12 protein-coding genes are annotated in these 16,402 nt (G+C 75.1%); 2 read left to right on the forward strand and 10 right to left on the reverse strand.

Going from position 1 to position 16,402, the window contains the following annotated elements:
- Nucleotides 1-44: 44 nt before the first annotated feature.
- Complete coding sequence (locus N912_RS52915; RefSeq protein WP_037065327.1) at nt 45-731, forward strand: class I SAM-dependent methyltransferase; 687 nt, start codon at nt 45-47, stop codon at nt 729-731.
- Here the strand turns inward: N912_RS52915 and N912_RS0118595 are convergent.
- Both N912_RS0118595 and N912_RS0118600 read right to left on the reverse strand, forming a co-directional pair.
- The gene (locus tag N912_RS0118595) at nt 703-1,698 is read right to left on the reverse strand and encodes a potassium channel family protein (RefSeq protein WP_084211035.1); all 996 of its coding nucleotides are present in this window, start codon (nt 1,696-1,698) and stop codon (nt 703-705) included. The genes N912_RS52915 and N912_RS0118595 overlap by 29 nt on opposite strands.
- Before the next feature lie 71 nt (nt 1,699-1,769).
- Nucleotides 1,770-2,579, reverse strand: coding sequence for an SDR family NAD(P)-dependent oxidoreductase (locus tag N912_RS0118600; protein WP_084210995.1), 810 nt, complete (start codon nt 2,577-2,579; stop codon nt 1,770-1,772).
- Nucleotides 2,580-2,666: 87 nt separating this feature from the next.
- Between N912_RS0118600 and N912_RS0118605 the strand changes: the two genes are divergently transcribed.
- Nucleotides 2,667-3,314, forward strand: coding sequence for a winged helix-turn-helix transcriptional regulator (locus tag N912_RS0118605; protein ID WP_028923594.1), 648 nt, complete (start codon nt 2,667-2,669; stop codon nt 3,312-3,314).
- On the opposite strand, the gene N912_RS0118610 is transcribed toward N912_RS0118605, so the two are convergent.
- The 8 genes from N912_RS0118610 to N912_RS0118645 all read right to left on the reverse strand — a co-directional run bounded on the left by N912_RS0118610 (nt 3,286) and on the right by N912_RS0118645 (nt 16,384).
- Nucleotides 3,286-4,851, reverse strand: coding sequence for a GMC family oxidoreductase (locus N912_RS0118610; protein WP_028923595.1), 1,566 nt, complete (start codon nt 4,849-4,851; stop codon nt 3,286-3,288). The genes N912_RS0118605 and N912_RS0118610 overlap by 29 nt on opposite strands.
- Nucleotides 4,852-5,019: 168 nt before the next feature.
- Entirely contained in the window at nt 5,020-6,525 is a 1,506-nt protein-coding gene (locus tag N912_RS0118615; protein WP_037065331.1) for an amidohydrolase family protein, read from the reverse strand.
- Nucleotides 6,522-7,235 (reverse strand): nitroreductase, encoded by a 714-nt coding sequence (locus N912_RS0118620; RefSeq protein ID WP_028923597.1) that lies wholly within the window; start codon nt 7,233-7,235, stop codon nt 6,522-6,524. Before N912_RS0118620 ends, N912_RS0118615 begins: the two co-directional genes overlap by 4 nt.
- A gap of 6 nt (nt 7,236-7,241) precedes the next feature.
- Nucleotides 7,242-7,754 carry a DUF4863 family protein gene (locus N912_RS0118625; protein WP_028923598.1) on the reverse strand — a complete coding sequence of 171 codons (513 nt, stop codon included), beginning with the start codon at nt 7,752-7,754 and terminating at the stop codon, nt 7,242-7,244.
- A gap of 79 nt (nt 7,755-7,833) precedes the next feature.
- The gene (locus N912_RS0118630; RefSeq protein ID WP_051580467.1) at nt 7,834-8,475 is read right to left on the reverse strand and encodes a TetR/AcrR family transcriptional regulator; all 642 of its coding nucleotides are present in this window, start codon (nt 8,473-8,475) and stop codon (nt 7,834-7,836) included.
- Between the two features lie 114 nt (nt 8,476-8,589).
- Nucleotides 8,590-9,717, reverse strand: a complete 1,128-nt coding sequence (locus N912_RS0118635) for a saccharopine dehydrogenase family protein (RefSeq protein ID WP_028923600.1) — start codon at nt 9,715-9,717, stop codon at nt 8,590-8,592.
- Nucleotides 9,714-13,067: an ATP-dependent helicase gene (locus N912_RS0118640; RefSeq protein WP_028923601.1), complete on the reverse strand. Its 3,354-nt coding sequence runs from the start codon at nt 13,065-13,067 to the stop codon at nt 9,714-9,716. The genes N912_RS0118635 and N912_RS0118640 overlap by 4 nt, the downstream gene beginning before the upstream one ends.
- Nucleotides 13,064-16,384 (reverse strand): ATP-dependent helicase, encoded by a 3,321-nt coding sequence (locus N912_RS0118645; protein WP_028923602.1) that lies wholly within the window; start codon nt 16,382-16,384, stop codon nt 13,064-13,066. Before N912_RS0118645 ends, N912_RS0118640 begins: the two co-directional genes overlap by 4 nt.
- Between the last annotated feature and the right edge of the window lie 18 nt (nt 16,385-16,402).

A 16,402-nucleotide genomic window follows, 5' to 3' on the forward strand; every position in this document is an offset into this window, starting at 1 on the left:
GAAAATCGCGACGACTTTCTTGATCTTTCCGCTACCGTGCCGTGATGGCCGATGACGGGCTCGAGCCGCTGCTGGCCGAGCAGGTTTCCTACTACCGCGCCCGCGCGCCCGAATACTTCGACGGCACGCTCGACTTCCCGGGCATGGACGAGATCGAGGCGGCGCTCGACGCCTTCGCCCCCGCCGGTGACGTGCTCGAACTGGCCTGCGGCCCGGGGACATGGACGCCTCGCCTGCTGGACCACGCCGCGACGGTGACCGCCGTCGACGCCGCGCCGGAGATGCTCGCGATAGCGCGCGACCGCGTCCGTGACCGTGGCCAGGACCACCGGGTCCGGTTCGTGCTGGCCGACCTGTTCGAGTGGCGGCCGGACCGGCGCTACGACGTGGTGTTCTTCGGGTTCTGGCTCTCGCACGTGCCGCTGGAGCGCTTCGCCGACTTCTGGAAGCTGGTGGACGACGGCCTCGAACCCGGCGGCCGGGTCTTCTTCGCCGACGACGCCTACCGCGAGCCCGACGAGCTCATCGAGGGCGAGGCGTCGTCGACCATTCGCCGCCGGCTCAACGACGGCTCCGCCTACCGGGCGGTCAAGGTCCCGCACCAGGCGCTGGAGCTGGAGGCACGCCTCGCCGTCCACGGCTGGGAGTTCACGGTGACCCCGACCGAGGGCCCGTTCTACTGGGGCACGGGCGGCCGGGCGGCTACTCGCCGGGCGGGGTCACCTTCTTGACGTAGAGCAGGCGGTCGCCGGACTCCAGGGCGTCCACCGCCGGGGCGTCCACCCGGTGCAGCTCGTCGGCCCTGACCACGCCGAGCACGATGTCCGAGAGGTGCCGCGGCGAGCCGCCCACCTCGGACTGCTCCACCGGGCGCTCGGCGATGGCGAAGCCGACGTCCGGGGTCAACAGGTCCTCGATCACGTTGACCACCGACGGGGTGGTGGTGGCCATGCCGAGCAGCCGGCCGGCCGTCTCCGAGGAGACCACCACGGAGTCCGCGCCGGACTGGCGGACCAGGTGCACGTTCTCCGTCTCCCGCACCGAGGCCACGATGGTCGCCCGGGGCGCCAGCTCGCGGGCGGTGAGCGTGACCAGCACCGCGGTGTCGTCGCGGTTGGGGGCGACCACGATGGACGCGGCGCGGTCCACCCCCGCCGTGCGCAGCACCTCCGAGCGGGTGCCGCTGCCGGTCACCGTGACCAGCCCGCGCGCGCCGGCCAGCCGCAGCCGCTCCGGGTCGCTGTCCACCACGACGATCTTCGCCGGGTCCGCCGCCTCGTCGCCGAGCATGGTGTCCACGGCGGCCGCGCCCTTCGTGCCGTATCCGACAACCACCACGTGGTCGCGCACCCGTGACCTCCACTTCTGGACCTTGAACACCTGCCGGGAGCGCTCGGTGAGCAGCTCGATGGTGGTGCCCACGAACACGATGAGGAACACCAGCCGCAGCGGCGTGACCACCAGGATGTTGATCAGCCTGGCCTGGTCGCTGGCCGGAGTGATGTCACCGTAGCCGGTGGTGGACAGCGACACGGTGGCGTAGTAGATCGCGTCCAGCAGCGTGACGCCGTCCTCGTTGACGTCCCGGTAGCCGTCCCGCCCGAGGTAGACGACCAGCACCGTGATGCCCAACGCGAGCAGCGCCACGCCCAGCCGCCGCACGATCGCCTGGAGCGGGTGGAACCGCCGCTCAGGCATCCGGATCACACCGGCGCCGGGGTGCTCGATCTCGGGCCTGGGCGCGGTCACCCGGATAGCCTAACGGCAGTTCAGTCCACCAGTGCGCCGGCGGACAGGTTGACGACGGTCCCGGTCATGGCCCCGGCCCGGTCCGACGCCAGGAACGCGGCGGTCTCGGCTATCTCGGACAGCGTCGGCAGCCGTTTGAGCAGCGTCCCCTGCACCATCCCGACCTCGAGGAACTCCTGGACCGACTGCCCGGCCGCCGCGGCGGGTCGTTCGAAGAGGTCCTTGGTGTACGAACCAGCCGCCGGCGCATCGGCAACCGCGTGCGGCCGGATGTCGACGACCCGGATGTTCGCGGGCGCCAGCTCGGCGGCCAACAGCCGGGAGAACGCCTCCTTGCCGGCCGCGCTCACGCCGTGCCCCAGGATGCCGCCCACCGCCAGCTTGGCGCCCGGCTCGGACAACGTCAGGATGACGCCGGGGCGCTCCCGGCCCATGTGCCGCGCCACGGCCTTGCTGGTGATGAACAGCTGCCGCAGGAACCCGTCGATCGGCCGGATGAACTCCTCCAGCGAGAGGTCCGCGAGCAACGTGCCCTGGTCGTGCATGACGCTCACGGCGTTGAGGGCGATGTCGATGCCGCCGGCCTGCGCAGCGACCGCATCGGCGTGCCTCTCGACGGCCCGTTGATCGAGGACGTCGACCGCCTCGGCCTCGACGGCACCGCCCTGGGCGGCGATGTCACCCGCCACCGCGTCCAGCCTCGCCCGCGTCCGCCCGGCAATGAACACCCGCGCCCCTTCCCTGGCGAACACCCGCGCCACGGCACCGCCGATGGCACCCCCGCCGCCATAGATCACGGCGTTCTTCTTCTCCAGCAGCAACCCGCTCACGCGCGTCCTCCGTTCAATCGGTTTGATTGTGAAAGGCAAGCACAGTTGATTGTGAAAAACAACTACCTGTTGTGGTAGTTTCGAACCATGCCGACCAGCCGCAGCTACCGGGACGCCTGTGCGATCGCACGGGCCCTCGACGTCGTCGGGGAGCGGTGGGCGCTGCTGGTCGTGCGCGAGCTGCTCCTGGCGCCGCAACGCTTCTCGGAGCTGCGGCACGCGCTCCCGCACATCAGCTCGAACCTGCTGGCGGACCGGCTCCGTGAGCTGGAGCAGCAGGGCGTGGTCCGGCGGCCCACGGAAGGCCCCCGGGTCTACGAACTGACCGAGCGGGGCCGGAAGCTGGAGCCGGTGCTGCTGGCCCTGAGCGACTGGGGGCTCGACGCCCCGCAGCCCCCGCCGCCGAGCGCGCTCAGCGCCACCTCAGTGCTGATCTTTCTGCAACACGCCGCTCGCCCCGACCCCTCGGCGCCGCCGACGACGTGCCGTCTCGAGCTGGACGGCCGAGCCTGGGAGGTCCGCCTGGAGTCCGGACGGATCGAGGTGCGACCCGGCGAGCCCGCGACGGCGGCCGTCTCGCTCCGTACGGACCCCCGGACGCTCAGCACCCTGCTGACCGACCCGGCCACCCTCGCGCGGGCATCCGCCGACGGCAACGCGGCCGTCATCGGAGACGTGTCCGCCCTCGACCGGCTGCTGCGCGCGGTCACCGACCCGGCAGGCGGTCGGCCATGAGCTCGGCGGCCATGATGGTGGCGAGGTTGGGGTTGGCGCGCGGGCACGACGGGAAGACGGAGGCGTCGACGACGTGGAGTGCCTCCGTGCCGAGCACCCGGCAGTCGGGGTCGACGACGGTGGTCGGGGCGGACGGGTCGCCCATGCGGCAGGTGCTGGTGGCGTGCTGGCCGTCGGCGATGGTGGCGAGCAGGTGTTCGTCGAGGGCGGCGTCGTCGTCGACCACCGCGAGCAGCCCCTCGTTGACCTGGTCGAGCGTGCCGTCGGTGATCGCCTTGACGTGGCCGCTCCGGCCGAGGTCGAGCAGCAGCCGCACCCCGGTGCGCATCCGGGACAGGTCGCGGGGGTCGGAGAGCATCCGATGGTCCAGTACGGGTTGCACGGCGGGATCGGCCGAGGTGAGCGCCACCGTCCCCCGGGAGTAGGCCTGGTTGACCCAGACCAGCAGGGCGCCGGCGCCGAACCGGACGTCCGCGCTGGCCAGGGACAGGACGTTCTGGTTGCACGCCACGAGCATCATGTCGTCGGGCTGCCCGGCGGGGTCGTCACCGCTGTAGCGGACGCAGACGTTGGTGTACCTGTCGTCCGGTGATGCCGCCGACCGCTCGTTCAGCGGCAGCCCGAGGAAGTACAGCGCATGGTCCTGCAGCCCGTGCCCGACCGGCAGTTCGTGCAGCACGTCGATGCCGAGGGAGCGCAGACGACCGGCCGGCCCGATCCCGGACCGGAGCAGGATCGCCGGTGAGTGGATGGCTCCGGCACTGAGCACGACACGGTCGGCGTGCTCGGTCGCGGCGCGCCCGTCGGTGACCACCCGGACGCCGACCGCGCGGGTGCCGGCGAAGACCACCCGGTCGACGGTGGCATTGCCCCGGACCGTGAGGTTGGGGTCCGCCCTTGCCGGCTCGAGGTAGCCGTCGTTGGTGGACACCCGCCGGCCGCCCCGGGAGTTGACCGGGTACGGCGAGACCCCCGTCGCACCGGGGGCGTTGACATCCGGCGCCCAGCCGTACCCGGCGTCGCGGGCCGCCTCGTACAGGGCGTTGTCCGCCGCTCCCCAGTCCGGCCTCGGCGTGCGGTGGATCGGTATCGGCCCGCCCCGGCCGTGGTAGGCCGCCTCGCCGAACTCCTCGTCGTCCTCCATCCTGACGAAGTGGGGCAGCACGTCCGAGGGGGACCATCCGGTGCATCCCTCGCCGGCCCAGTCCTCGAAGTCCCGCATCGGCGGGCGGATCGCGATGTGCCCGTTGACCGACGAACCGCCGCCGACGCCGCGGCCCTGCGTGTACGGGGCGGCGGGCTGTCGCTCGGTCCGGCGGGTGTAGAGGCCGCGCTGGAGCAGGTCGGCGCCGGCAGCGGGGTCCAGCAGCGCCCGCAACGGGTTCGGCGACCGCCAGACCTCGGGCATGTCCGCCGACCGGTAGTCCGGTCCCGCCTCCAGCAGGAGCACGCGCCTGCCCATCGCGGCCGACCGCGCCGCCACCACGGCCCCCGCCGACCCCGCGCCCACGACGATCAGATCCCAGCCGCCCGGCATGCGCTTCTCCTCATTTCATTACAGTCACTGAACGTAACATAACTGCGTGCAGAAGGAGCCGCCAGTGAGATCCGCCGCCCACGGTGGCCCTGCACGAGCGGATGTACCTGGTGCGCGGGGATGAGGTGCTCACGACCTGGCCGGTGGACCTGCGAGGTTGGTGACCGCTCAGGCCGCCGAGGCGCGCACCGGGCGGCCGGGGCGGGCGTCGGGCAGCAGCTTGCCGTCGCGGACCACGAACTGGCCGTCCACGAGCACGTGGTGGATGCCGGCCGAGGGGGCGAGCGCGGCGTAGGTGGCCCGGTCGGTGATGGTGTCGGGGTCGAAGACGACCAGGTCGGCGTCGGCCCCGGGCTGGACGCGGCCCTTGGCCGCCATGGACGGCACGGCGTCGGCGAGGATCTGGGCGGGCAGCAGCGAGCAGCGGCGCACCGCCTCGGTCAGGGTCAGCGCGCCGGTCTCGCGGACCAGCCAGCGGAAGGTGCGGGCGTAGCAGCCGGCGCTGCGCGGGTGGGTGGCGTAGCCGGGCGGGACCGGCCAGACGTCGGCGGCGACCTCACCGCCGGGCTTGACCAGCGGCATCGCGTCGGTGGCGATCGCGGTGTCGGACAGCAGCAGCGAGCGGCGCAGCAGCGCCAGGTCGGCGTCGTCGTCCTCGTCGAGGAACCGCAGGAACACCAGCCCGCCCGGGTCGGCCGCGCGCAGCTCTCGCAGCCTGGCCTCGTCGGCGATCCGCTCGCCGGTGGCCAGGTAGGTCAGCGAGCACGGGCTCATGCCGTGCGCGGCCAGCTCCTCCGGGTCCAGGAAGGCGGCGCCGATCACGGTGGAGCCGGCGCCGTAGGGGTAGGCCTCGGTGGTGACCCGCAGCCCGTAGCCCCGTGCGCTGTCGATGGCGTCGGCGATGGCGTCGATCGAGCGGTTGGACGTGCTGTTGAGGTGGCACAGGTGCATGTGCGCGCCGGTGCCGGCGGCTGCCGAGATCACCTCCAGCGCCGCCTCCAGCGAGCCGTGCGGCTCCCGGTGCGCGCCGTAGCGGGCGTGGGTGAACGTCGGCACCCCCAGCCGTTGCGCGAGGCCGGCCAGCCGCAGGTACTCCGCGCGGCCGGTGTCCGGGGCGTAGCCCAGCAGCACGCCGATCCCGATCGCGCCCTCCCCGACCGCCTCCTCCAGCGCGCCGAGGATCCGCGACAGCTCCGGTCCCTCGGCGGGGCGCCGCCAGTTCGGGCCGTCCTGGTGAGCGGCGAACGCGGCCAGCCCGCCGCGCCCGTCCGACTGGAGGTCGACACCGTCCAGCACCCGCATCCGCGCCCCGGTCCAGGACGCGGAGAACCCGAAGTTGATCGGACGGCCCTCCTCGGCGGCCACCGCGTACGAACCCGCCACCGGCAGCGCCCCGGCCTCCAGCTCGAGCGCGGTGGTCACCCCGTCCAGCGCCTGCAGTTGCAGCCCGGTGGTGCCCTGCGCGTGGCTGTGCAGGTCGACGAAACCCGGCGCGACCACCAGGCCGGTGACGTCCAGGGTCCGGACCGCGCGAGGCGGGGACTCGGTGACCGCGACGATCCGGCCACCGTCGATCCCGACCGTCCGCACGGCGTCCAGCCCGGACTCCGGGTCGACCACCCGCGCGCCGGACAACGCCAGCTCACATCGTGGCGGCTCGTCGTACGTCGTCATCGGATCGGCTCCTCATCGGCGTCGGTCGGCCCGTGGAAGGTGGTGAAGCCGTCCACCGGTTCTCGTGGCGTCCGGTGCCGGCTCAGGACATGCTCGGGGTCCGCGTACCCCAGCGCCAGCCCGCAGACGATCAGCCGGTCCGGGGGGACCTCGAGGTGGGCACGCAGCACCGGGTAGAAGTGGATCAGCGACGCCTGCGGGCAGGTGTCCAGGCCGGCGCCCCGGGCGGCCAGCATGAGCGCCTGCAGGAACAGCCCGGCGTCGACCAGCGCGCCGGCCAGCGGATGCCTGCTGACGGTGAGGACCATGCCCACCGGCGCGCCGAAGAAGTCGTAGTTGCGCAGGTGGTAGGCGTGCCGGCGGGCGGTGTCGGCGCGGTCGATCCCGAGCGCCTCGCCGTAGAGGCCCTCGCCGAACCGGTGCCGCCGCGACCGGAACGGCTCCGGCCAGGCGCCCGGCTCGGGCTGGTACGGGTACTCCAGCTCGCGCTCCGCCACCCGCCGCCCGGCCGCCATCGCCGCCACCAGCGCCGCCGTCAGCCGGCGCTTCGGCTCCCCGGTCAGCACGTGCACGTGCCAGGGCTGCACGTTGGAGTTGCTCGCCGACCGCGCCGCCAGCGCCAGCAACCGCTCGATCTCGCCGCGCGAAACCTCGACCGGGAGGAACGCCCGGACACTGCGGCGCGACAGCAGGGCCTGCTCGACGTCCACCTCGCATCACGCGTCGGCGGGCGGGGTGATGTCGTAGGAGATCCGCCCCGCCGGCAGGTAGAACAACGCGATCAACGCGCCGCCCTTCACCTCCGGGTAGTGGTGGCTGCCGGGCTCCGGCGCGGTCCAGCCGGCGCCCGACCAGCCGCGCGGGCCGGCCAGCCGGGCGTCCGGGTCCAGCGGGACGACGAGGTTGAGCTCCCCGTAGGGATGCTGGTGGTACTGCCCCCGGTAGCCGGGCACGCTGTTCATGTAGACGGCGGTGATGCTGAAGTAGCTCAGCTCCTCGCTCGGGTCCGCGATCCGGCTCCGCCGGTAGTTCGGCCCGTCCACCTCGACGTTCGCCGCCCATCCCGCCGCGACGCCGTCGGCGATGATCCGGGCCAGGTCGTCGTGGAGCGGGCTGCCGGGGCCGTGGGTCCGGTTGAGCCACGACTCCAGCTCGGCCCCGGCGGTGCGGTTCTTGACCTCCTCCAGGAACGGGATGCTGCGCTCGATCAACTCACGGCTGGATGACATCTCGATCGCCTTTCGCCCGGCCGGTCACGACAGGACGGTAGGAACTTTTTCCGTTACGGTCAATAGCTGTAACGAAACTCTAGGAGCCGGCCGCGGCGATGCCCGGCCAGAGCACGGCGGCCACCTTGGCGGCCAGGTCGGCCCGGTCCGCCTCGCCGCGCAGGAACGCCGAGTAGTAGGCGCCGAAACAGAGGGTGGCGATCGTGTGCGTGTCGAGGTCGGCCCGTACCGCGCCCCGGTCGCGCAGGTCGCGCAGCACCCGCTCGACCAGGTGCACCCTCGGCTCCACGGCGTGCGCGCGGACCACCGCGAGCAGCTCCGGGGTGCGCAGCGTCTCCCCCATGAAGTTGCCCATCAGCACCATCGCGTCGGGGTTGAAGTAGCACGGGTCGACCCGCCGGATGGCCTCGGTGAACGCCTCCCGCGCCGACAGCTCCTCGAACGTCAGCCTCGGATACGTGTCGCGCTGGGCGCGGAAGCCGTAGTCCAGGGCGTCGATGGTCAGCTCGAGCTTGTCCCGCCAGCGCCGGTAGATCGTCGGGCGGGACACCCCGGCGTCGGCGGCGATGTCCCCGATGGTCATGTCGGAGTACCCGTCGAGCACCAGCCGCCGCCGGGTGGCCTTGACGATCGCCTCGTCCAGCGCCGGATCGCGCGGGCGGCCGCCCCGGGAGGCGCCCGCCTCACCCCGCCGCTCGTCGGTCCGCGCTCCGTCCGCCATGGACGCCATTGTCGACCACGCCGGCCGACCGGCGCCGACTCATGGCACCGCGCGCACCAAAACCCCAGCTCACCACCCGTGAGTGGTAAACGGTGCTATGGCACCTCTAGCCACTCACGGGTTGTGAGCTGGGACGATGCCCGCTTCGGCGGCGCCGGCGCGCAGGGTGTCCAGGCCGAACGCGGCCACCGGGTCCAGGGCGCCGGTGCCGGTGACGCCGTGCTCGGCGGCGTGGCCGGCGGCCCAGGCGAGCAGGTCGGCGGTGATCGCGTACGGGTCCGGGGCGGTCAGGGTCACGGAGGCCAGCCGCTGGCCGGAGGCGCCGGAGGCCTCGGCGACGAAGTACGAGGTGCTGGACGCCAGCGCGGCGGCGCTCGGTTCTTCGGAAGCTCGGCGCACCGCCAGGCCGGCCAGGGCGTTCACCGCGCGCGCCAGGGGCTCGGTGCGGGCGAGGAACGGGGTGATCTTGGAGCCGAGGTGCACGGCCTTGGTGGCCGGGCCGAACCAGCCGAGGTAGACGTCCACCTCGCGCAGCCGGGGGGCCACCCCGGTGGCGGCCAGCCGGGGCAGCGCGAACTGCTCGACGGCGCCGATCGTCGCCGCCGGGCGGTCCTTGCCGGCCACCGCGAACTCGCGCATCCGCAGCCCGGCCGGCTCGTCGTGCAGCGAGCCGTCCCGCCAGGCGTACATCGGCTCCAGCAGCACGCCGGCCAGCGAGCGCAGGGTGCCCTTGGAGAACGGCTGGCCGCCGCGCCCGCCGACCAGGAAGTAGCCGACGTGCACCGAGGCGGTGGCCACGCCGGCCTCGGTCAGCGCCATCGCGCCGGCCAGCACGCCGGGCACGTAGTCGTTGCCGAACGCAGGCAGCAGCGCGGCCCCGGTGCGCTCGGCCTCCGGCCCGTGCCGCTCGAACACCTCGCGGATGAACGGCGGCTCGCCGGTGGAGTCGAGGTAGACGGCGCCGGCGTCCACGGCGGCGGCCACCGCGGGCCCGCCCCGCTCGGCGAACGGGCCGACGGTGCTGACCAGCACGTCGCCGGCCCCGATCAGGGAGCGCACGGACGCCGGGTCGGAGGCGTCGGCGGTCGCGGTGGGCAGCCCGCCGAGCCGCTCGGCGACGGTGGCCAGGCGCGCGGGGTCCCGGCCGGCGAGTACCGGTGCGAGGCCCCGCCTGGTCATCGCCTCGGCGGTGCGCGCGCCGGTGTACCCGGTCGCGCCGAAGAGGACGATCTTCGCGGTCATGCCGGTGAGGGTAACCCCGTTTCGCCCGGCGGTGGCACGCCGCGTACGAGCGCGCGCAGGCCCTCGGCGTCGAGCAGGTCGGCGGGGCGGACGGTGACGCCGGCGCGGACGTAGTGGAACGCGGCGCGCACCCGGTCCACGTCGCAGCCGGCCAGCGCCGCCCAGGCCAGCCGGTAGGCGGCGAGCTGCACGGCCAGGGCGGGCTGGCGCGCGGAGTCCGGGACGGCGCCGGTCTTCCAGTCCACCACCGTCCAGCCGCCGTCCGGGTCGGCGAACACCGCGTCCATCCGGCCCCGGATGCCGATGCCGTCCAGCTCGGTCTCGAACGGGACCTCCACCTCGACCGGGCGGCGCGAGGCCCAGTCGGAGGCGAGGAAGGCGGTGCGCAGCTCGTCCAGGTCGGTGTCCGGGGCGGCGCCGTCGTCGGCCGCGCCGGGCAGCTCGTCCAGGTCCAGCAGCCGGGTGGCGCCGAAGCGCTGTTCGAGCCAGGCGTGGAACGCGGTGCCCCGGCGGGCGTAGGGGTTCGGCGGGAACGGCATCGGGCGGCGCAGCCGGGCGGCCAGGGCCTCCGGGTCGTCGGCCAGCTCGACCAGTTGGCTGACCGACAGGAACGGCGGCAGCGCCACCTGCGGGCGGGCCATGCTGGCGGCGGCCCGCTCGGCCAGCAGCGCGTCGACGTCCTCGGCCCAGCCTTCGGGGTCCTTCTCGGGGTCGCGCTCGGGCGGGGCCTCGCCGGTCGGGAACAGCTGCATCTGATCCTGGCGCTTCTTGGTCGGGATCTTCGCCAGCGCCTTGCGGACCAGCTGTGCGCCCAGGTGCACGCCGTCGTGGCGGTCGCCGAGCGGGTCGATGGGCCAGCGCTCGGTGCGGGGCTGGGCGGTCACCGGGTTCGGTTCGTCCTCTTCCGGCTCGTCCGCCCAGTGTTCTACGACCCCTAGCTGGGACAGCTCCTCGAGGAACTCGGACGGGCCGCGCGGGCGGTCGCCGCTGGCGCCCCACCAGTGGCCGGAGAGCAGCAGGGTGCGCTCGGCGCGGGTGATCGCCACGTAGAGCAGCCGCCGCTCCTCGGACAGCCGGCGGTCGTCCAGCGCCTCCTTGTGCGCCTTGATCGCGTCCACGACCTCCTTGCGGTCGCCGTCCTCGGGCAGCTCGGGGTCGGGCAGGTCGGGGGCGTCGCCGCGCAGCGGGACGGGCAGCTCGGCCGGGTTGGTCAGCCAGGAGCCGGTCTTGGCGGCGGACGGGAACACCTTGCGGACCAGGTGCGGCACCGCCACGAGCTGCCACTCCAGGCCCTTGGCGGCGTGCACCGTGAGGATCTGCACCCGGTCCTCGGCGACGGTCACCTCGCCGGGGCGCAGCCCGTCCTCGGCCTGCTCGGCGGTGGCCAGGTAGTCCAGCAGCGCGGGCAGGGTCGGCACCTCGGCGCCGGCCGCGAACTCGGCGACCACCTCGGCGAACGCGTCCAGGTGCGCGCGGCCGGCCGGGCCGGGGCGGGCCGCCGTCTCGGCGTCCAGCAGCAGCGCCCGCTCGGCGTCGGTGACCAGGTCGGACAGGCCGGCCCAGCCCGCGCTGCCGGCCCCGCCGGCCCGCGAGCGCAGGTGCAGCAGCTCGCCGGCGAGGCGGCGGATGCGCTGGTAGCCGGCCTCGGAGTAGCGCTCCGGGGGGCCGGGGTCGTCCAGCGCGTCGACCAGGCCGGCCTGTTCGGCATGCTCGCCGGGCAGCGCGGTGTCCACCAGGTCGGCGAGGTTGTTCGCCTTGGTGGGCGTCTCGTCCAGGGGCCTGGCCAGTTCTTTGGCGCGCGCCCAGAGCGCGGCCAGGTCGGCGGCGCCCAGCCGCCAGCGCGCCCCGGTGAGCAGCCGCATCGCGGCGGTGCCGGCCAGCGGGTCGGCGACCAGCCGCAGCGCGCTGACCAGGTCGCGGACCTCCGGCTCGGCCAGCAGCCCGCCGAGGCCGACCACCTCGACCGGGACGTTGCGTTCGCGCAGCGCGGCGGCCATCGGGGCCATGTCGGCGCGCCGGCGGACCAGCACGGCGGCGGTCGGCGCGGGGTCGCCGGCGTCCAGCGCGGCGTGCCAGCGGGCGGCGATCGCGTCGGCGGTCCAGGCGATCTCCTCGGTGACGTCGGCGAGCAGCGCGATCCGGACCGTTCCGGGGGCGGCGCCGTCCAGGGGGCGCAGCTCGTCCACGCTCACCGCGCCGGCGCGCAGCGGTTCGGACACGGCGTTGGCCAGCGTGAGCACCTCGGCCGGGTTGCGGAAGCTGGTGAGCAGGCCGTACCTCGGCGCCGGCCGGAGCGTGGGCGTCGGGAAGTCGGTGCTGAACCGGGGCAGGTTGGCCGCGCTCGCCCCGCGCCAGCCGTAGATCGACTGGCACGGGTCGCCGACCGCCGTGACCGCGACCGGCTCCTCCTCTGGGTCCGTACGGAACAGCGAGCGGAGCAGGACTCGCTGGGCGTGCCCGGTGTCCTGGTACTCGTCCAGCAGCACCGCCCGGTAGCGCGCGCGCTCGCCGGCGCCGACGTCCGGGTGCTCGGCGGCGATGCGGGCGGCGATGGCCATCTGGTCGGCGAAGTCCACCGCCCGCTCGGCCCGCTTGCGCGCGGTGAACGCCTCCAGCAGCGGCAGCAGTGCCACCCGGGTGCGCTGGGTGTCCAGCATCCGGCGCACGTCCTGGGCCAGCGCGGCCCGCTGCCCCTTCGCCCGGGGCGCGTTCTCCACCAGTTGGACGAACCAGTCCGCGTGCGCGCGAAGCTGGCCGGGCTCGACCAGGTGCTCGCCCAACTCGCCGGCCAGCGACAGCAGGTAGTTCGTGACGGTGGCCGGCACCCGGTCGATGTCCAGGTCCGCCGCCCAGGTGGACACCACCCGGTGCGCGAGCTGCCAGGCGGCGGTCTCGGACAGCAGCCGCGCGCCCGGCTCGGCGGGCAGCCGCAGCGCGTGCTCGCCGACCAGCCGGCCGGCGTAGGCGTGGTAGGTGGCCACCGTGACGTCCCCGGCCCGGTCGGCGAGCGCGGCCTTGCGCGCCCCGGTGGGGTCGATGTCGTCGAGCAGCCGGGAGCCGGCGAGGCGGCGCAGCCGGGAACGGACCCGGTCGGCGAGCTGCTGGGCGGCCTTGCGGGTGAACGTCAGGCCGAGCACCTGCTCGGGCAGCACCTGGCCGGTGGCCACCAGCCAGACCACCCTGGCCGCCATGGTCTCGGTCTTGCCGGCGCCGGCCCCGGCCACCACCAGCGCGGGCTCTGCGGGGGCGGCGATCACGGCGGCCTGCTCGGGGGTGGGCGGCGGGACACCTAGCGCGGCGGCCAGGCGGGCGGGGGTGAGCCACTCCGTTCTTTCCTGGACGACGGTCATCGGCCCGGGACCCCTCGGCCGTCGCCGGTGAGCGGGCAGCTGGTGCGGACGCCGCAGCGCTCGCAGTCGGGGCTCTCCCTGGCGGTGAACTCGGCGGCTCCGGTCACCTCGGCGCTGGCCCTGAGCTGGTCGCGCCAGCGGGCCACGTCCTCGGGCCCCAGCGCGGGCTGGTGGCGCTCCTTGGCGCGGCCGTCGGAGCGGCGGTCGGCCAGGAAGAGCAGCCGCGCCCCGCCCGGTTCCGCGGAACCGCGGCCCAGCACGTCCCGGAACGCGCCCAGCGCGGCGGCGAGCTGGTACATCGCCAGCTGCGGGTGGGCCAGGGCGTCGTCCTCGCTGATCGCCGTCTTGCCGGTCTTGACGTCCACGATCACCGGCCGGCCCTCGGCGTCACGTTCGAGCCGGTCCACCCGCCCGCGCAGCCGCACGCCGGGGCCGTCCTCGCTCGGCGGCAGGGTGAGCGCGAGCCCGCGTTCGACGTCGACCTGGGTCAGGCCGGCCGCCCTGGTCTCCTCCAGCCAGCGGCGGAACGCGGTGAGCATGCCGCGCACCCGCTCCAGCTCGCGGCGGCTGAACCACGGCGCGCCGGCGTCCACCGCCGACCAGGCGCGCCGCAGCGAGTCCTCCACCTCGGCCTCGTCGGCGCCGCTCGCGGTGGCCTGCACCAGCGCGTGCACCAGCGAGCCGGTGACCGAGGGCAGCATCGCGCCGTCGTCGCCGCCGTGGCGCTCCAGCATCCACCGCAGCTGGCACTTCATGATCTTCTCGACGTCCGAGGGCGAGACCGGGGCCGGCTCCGTCGGCTCGCGCAGTGGCTTGTCGGTGCTGACCGGCGCGAGCCCGTACCACTCGTCGGGATGCGCGCCCCGCACCCCGGCGGCGGCCAGCCGGGCGAGCTGGGCCACCGCCCGTTCCCGGCGCCCGGGTGGGCCGGGGTCGCCGGGGGGCGCGCAGGCCGCCCGGCGCAGCTCGCCGACCAGCTCGGCGAGCACCAGCGCCCGGGGCGGGCGGGTCACCGGTCGCGGCTCGTCCGGATCGACGCCGTCGGACGGCTGTGTTGATGCGCCTCCCGCTGAACTGGCTACCGGCGGCGGGTCCAGCTCGTCGAGGAACCGGGACGGCTGCTCGTCCTCGCCGCGCACCGCCGAGACGTACAGCGCCTCCCGCGCCCGGGTGCACGCCACGTAGAACAGCCGCCGCTCCTCGGCGAGCAGCGGCGCGACGCGGGACAGCCGCTCGGAGCCGCTCTCGGTGCCCTCCACGACGTCCACCAGCCGCTCGACGCCCAGCAGGGTGCCGCGCAGCCGCAGGTCCGGCCAGCTGCCCTCCTGCACGGCCGGCACCGCGACCACCCGCCACTCCCGCCCGCGCGCGGCGTGCGCGGTCAGCACCGCCACCGACTCGCCGGCCGGCGCGCGCGGCGCCAGGCTGTCGCCGGGGATCCGCTGGTCCTCGACGTACCGGACGAACCCGGCGATGTCCCCGCCGCCGGGCAGCCGGTCGGTGTAGCGGGCGGCCGCGTCGAACAGCGCGACCACGGCGTCCAGGTCCCGGTCCGCCTGCGCCCCCGCCGGACCCAGGCGCGCGCTCGCGGCCGCCCACCGCCCGGCCAGCCCGCTGGCCTGCCACACCCGCCACAGCACCTCCTCGGCGCTGGCCCCCTCCGCGCCCGACGAGCGGGCCAGCCCGAGCAACTCGGCCACCCGGCGCAGCGGGGCGGTGTCGGCGGCCGGCAGCGTGGGCAGCGGGTCGGTCTCCCCGTCCGCGCCGGCGCGCAACGCCGCGACCAGCAGCTCGTCGCTGCCGCCGTCCTCGTCGTCTGTCTCGTCGGCGGCCGCGCCACCCGCCGCGTGCAGCCGCAGCAGGCCGCGGCGCAGCCGGCGCAGCCGCAGCGGGTCCGCCGCCCCCAGCGGGGAGGACAGCAGCGCCACCGCGGCGTCCGCGTCGATCTCCTCCGGCCGGGCCGCGCTGCGCAGCAGCAACAGCAGCGGCAGCACCGCCGGCTGGCGGGACAGCGGCAGCTCGTCGGCCGGCACCGCCATCGGCACCCCGGCGGCCAGCAGCGCGCGCCGCAGCACCGGCAGCGAGCGGTTCGTGGAGCGCACCAGCACCGCCATCCGCGACCACGGCACGCCGTCGGACAGGTGCGCGCGGCGCAGCCGGTCGGCCACCCACCGGGCCTCCTGCGCGGCGGAGGCGAACACCCGCACCGCCAGCGTGCCCTCGCCCGCGTCGGACCGTTCGGGCGCGGTGCGGCGGCGGGCGCCGACGCCGGGCAGCCGCGCGGACAACCGGGCGGTGGCCTCCCGCAGCACCGGCGCGCTTCGGTGGTCGGCGGTGAGCACGGCGGTGCGGGTCCCGTCCGGGTCGGCGGCGCGCAGCGCTGTCGGGTCGGCGCCCCGGAACCCGAGCACTGCCTGGTCCGGGTCGCCGGCCAGCAGGAACGTCTCCGCCGTGGACCCGAGCAGGCGGACCAGCCGCATCTGCTGCGGGTCCAGGTCCTGCGCGTCGTCCACCACCAGGTGCCGGACCCGGTTGCGCTCGGCGGCCAGCAGCTCCGGGTCGGCGGCCAGCACGTCCAGCGCGGCGGCGACCAGCTCGGCGGCGTCCAGGGCGGGCGCGGTGGCCGCCCAGCCGGCGTCCCCGGCCGCTCCCCCACCGGCGCCGCGCAACAGGTTCACCTGCTCGTAGCCGAGGTAGAACCGCCCGGCGGCCACCCATTCGGGGGCGTCGCGCTCCGCGCCCAGCTCGGCCAGCTCGTACGGGCCGAGCCCGCGCTCGGCCGCCCGCAGCAGCAGCTCGCGCAGCTCGGTGGCGAAACCGGACACCTCCAGCGCGGGCCGCAGCCGCTCCGGCCACCCGGACCCCGGCACGTCGCCCTCCAGCTCGCCGGCCAGCAGCTCGCGCACCACGGCGTCCTGCTCCGGCCCGGCCAGCAGCCTCGGCGGCGGGTCGCCCACCCGCCCGGCGTAGAGCCGCAGCAGCCCGAACGCGTAGGAGTGCACGGTGCGCACCAGCGGCTCGCGGACGGTGCCCAGCCCGGACTCCCCCGTCACCCGTGAGGTGATGCGTTCGCGCAGCTCACCGGCCGCGCGACGGCTGCCGACCAGCACCAGCAGCCGCTCCGGGTCGGCGCCGGCCCCGATCCGGCGCAGCACCGACTCCACCAGCACCGTCGTCTTCCCGGTGCCCGGGGCGCCGAGCACCCGCAGCAGGCCGTCGGCGTGGTCGAGCACCCGGCGCGCGGTGGCGTCCCAATGCGGCTCCGGGGCCGCCGGCAGCGGGTGGCGAACCAGCAGCGGACGGGTCACGTTCGGCATGGAACCACGCCCGCCGGA

The sequence above is a fragment of the Actinospineispora acaciae DSM 45401 genome, from assembly GCF_000620785.1.
Lineage (GTDB): Bacteria > Actinomycetota > Actinomycetes > Mycobacteriales > Pseudonocardiaceae > Pseudonocardia > Pseudonocardia acaciae.

Excerpts from the sequence above, each read along its gene's own strand:
- N912_RS0118645 (WP_028923602.1), bottom strand. The coding sequence starts at position 16,384 with ATGCCGAACGTGACCCGTCCGCTGCTGGTTCGCCACCCGCTGCCGGCG.
- N912_RS0118630 (WP_051580467.1), bottom strand. The coding sequence starts at position 8,475 with ATGGCGGACGGAGCGCGGACCGACGAGCGGCGGGGTGAGGCGGGCGCC.
- N912_RS0118635 (WP_028923600.1), bottom strand. The coding sequence starts at position 9,717 with ATGACCGCGAAGATCGTCCTCTTCGGCGCGACCGGGTACACCGGCGCG.
- N912_RS52915 (WP_037065327.1), top strand. The coding sequence starts at position 45 with ATGGCCGATGACGGGCTCGAGCCGCTGCTGGCCGAGCAGGTTTCCTAC.
- N912_RS0118615 (WP_037065331.1), bottom strand. The coding sequence starts at position 6,525 with ATGACGACGTACGACGAGCCGCCACGATGTGAGCTGGCGTTGTCCGGC.
- N912_RS0118640 (WP_028923601.1), bottom strand. The coding sequence starts at position 13,067 with ATGACCGTCGTCCAGGAAAGAACGGAGTGGCTCACCCCCGCCCGCCTG.
- N912_RS0118625 (WP_028923598.1), bottom strand. The coding sequence starts at position 7,754 with ATGTCATCCAGCCGTGAGTTGATCGAGCGCAGCATCCCGTTCCTGGAG.
- N912_RS0118595 (WP_084211035.1), bottom strand. The coding sequence starts at position 1,698 with ATGCCTGAGCGGCGGTTCCACCCGCTCCAGGCGATCGTGCGGCGGCTG.
- N912_RS0118610 (WP_028923595.1), bottom strand. The coding sequence starts at position 4,851 with ATGCCGGGCGGCTGGGATCTGATCGTCGTGGGCGCGGGGTCGGCGGGG.
- N912_RS0118605 (WP_028923594.1), top strand. The coding sequence starts at position 2,667 with ATGCCGACCAGCCGCAGCTACCGGGACGCCTGTGCGATCGCACGGGCC.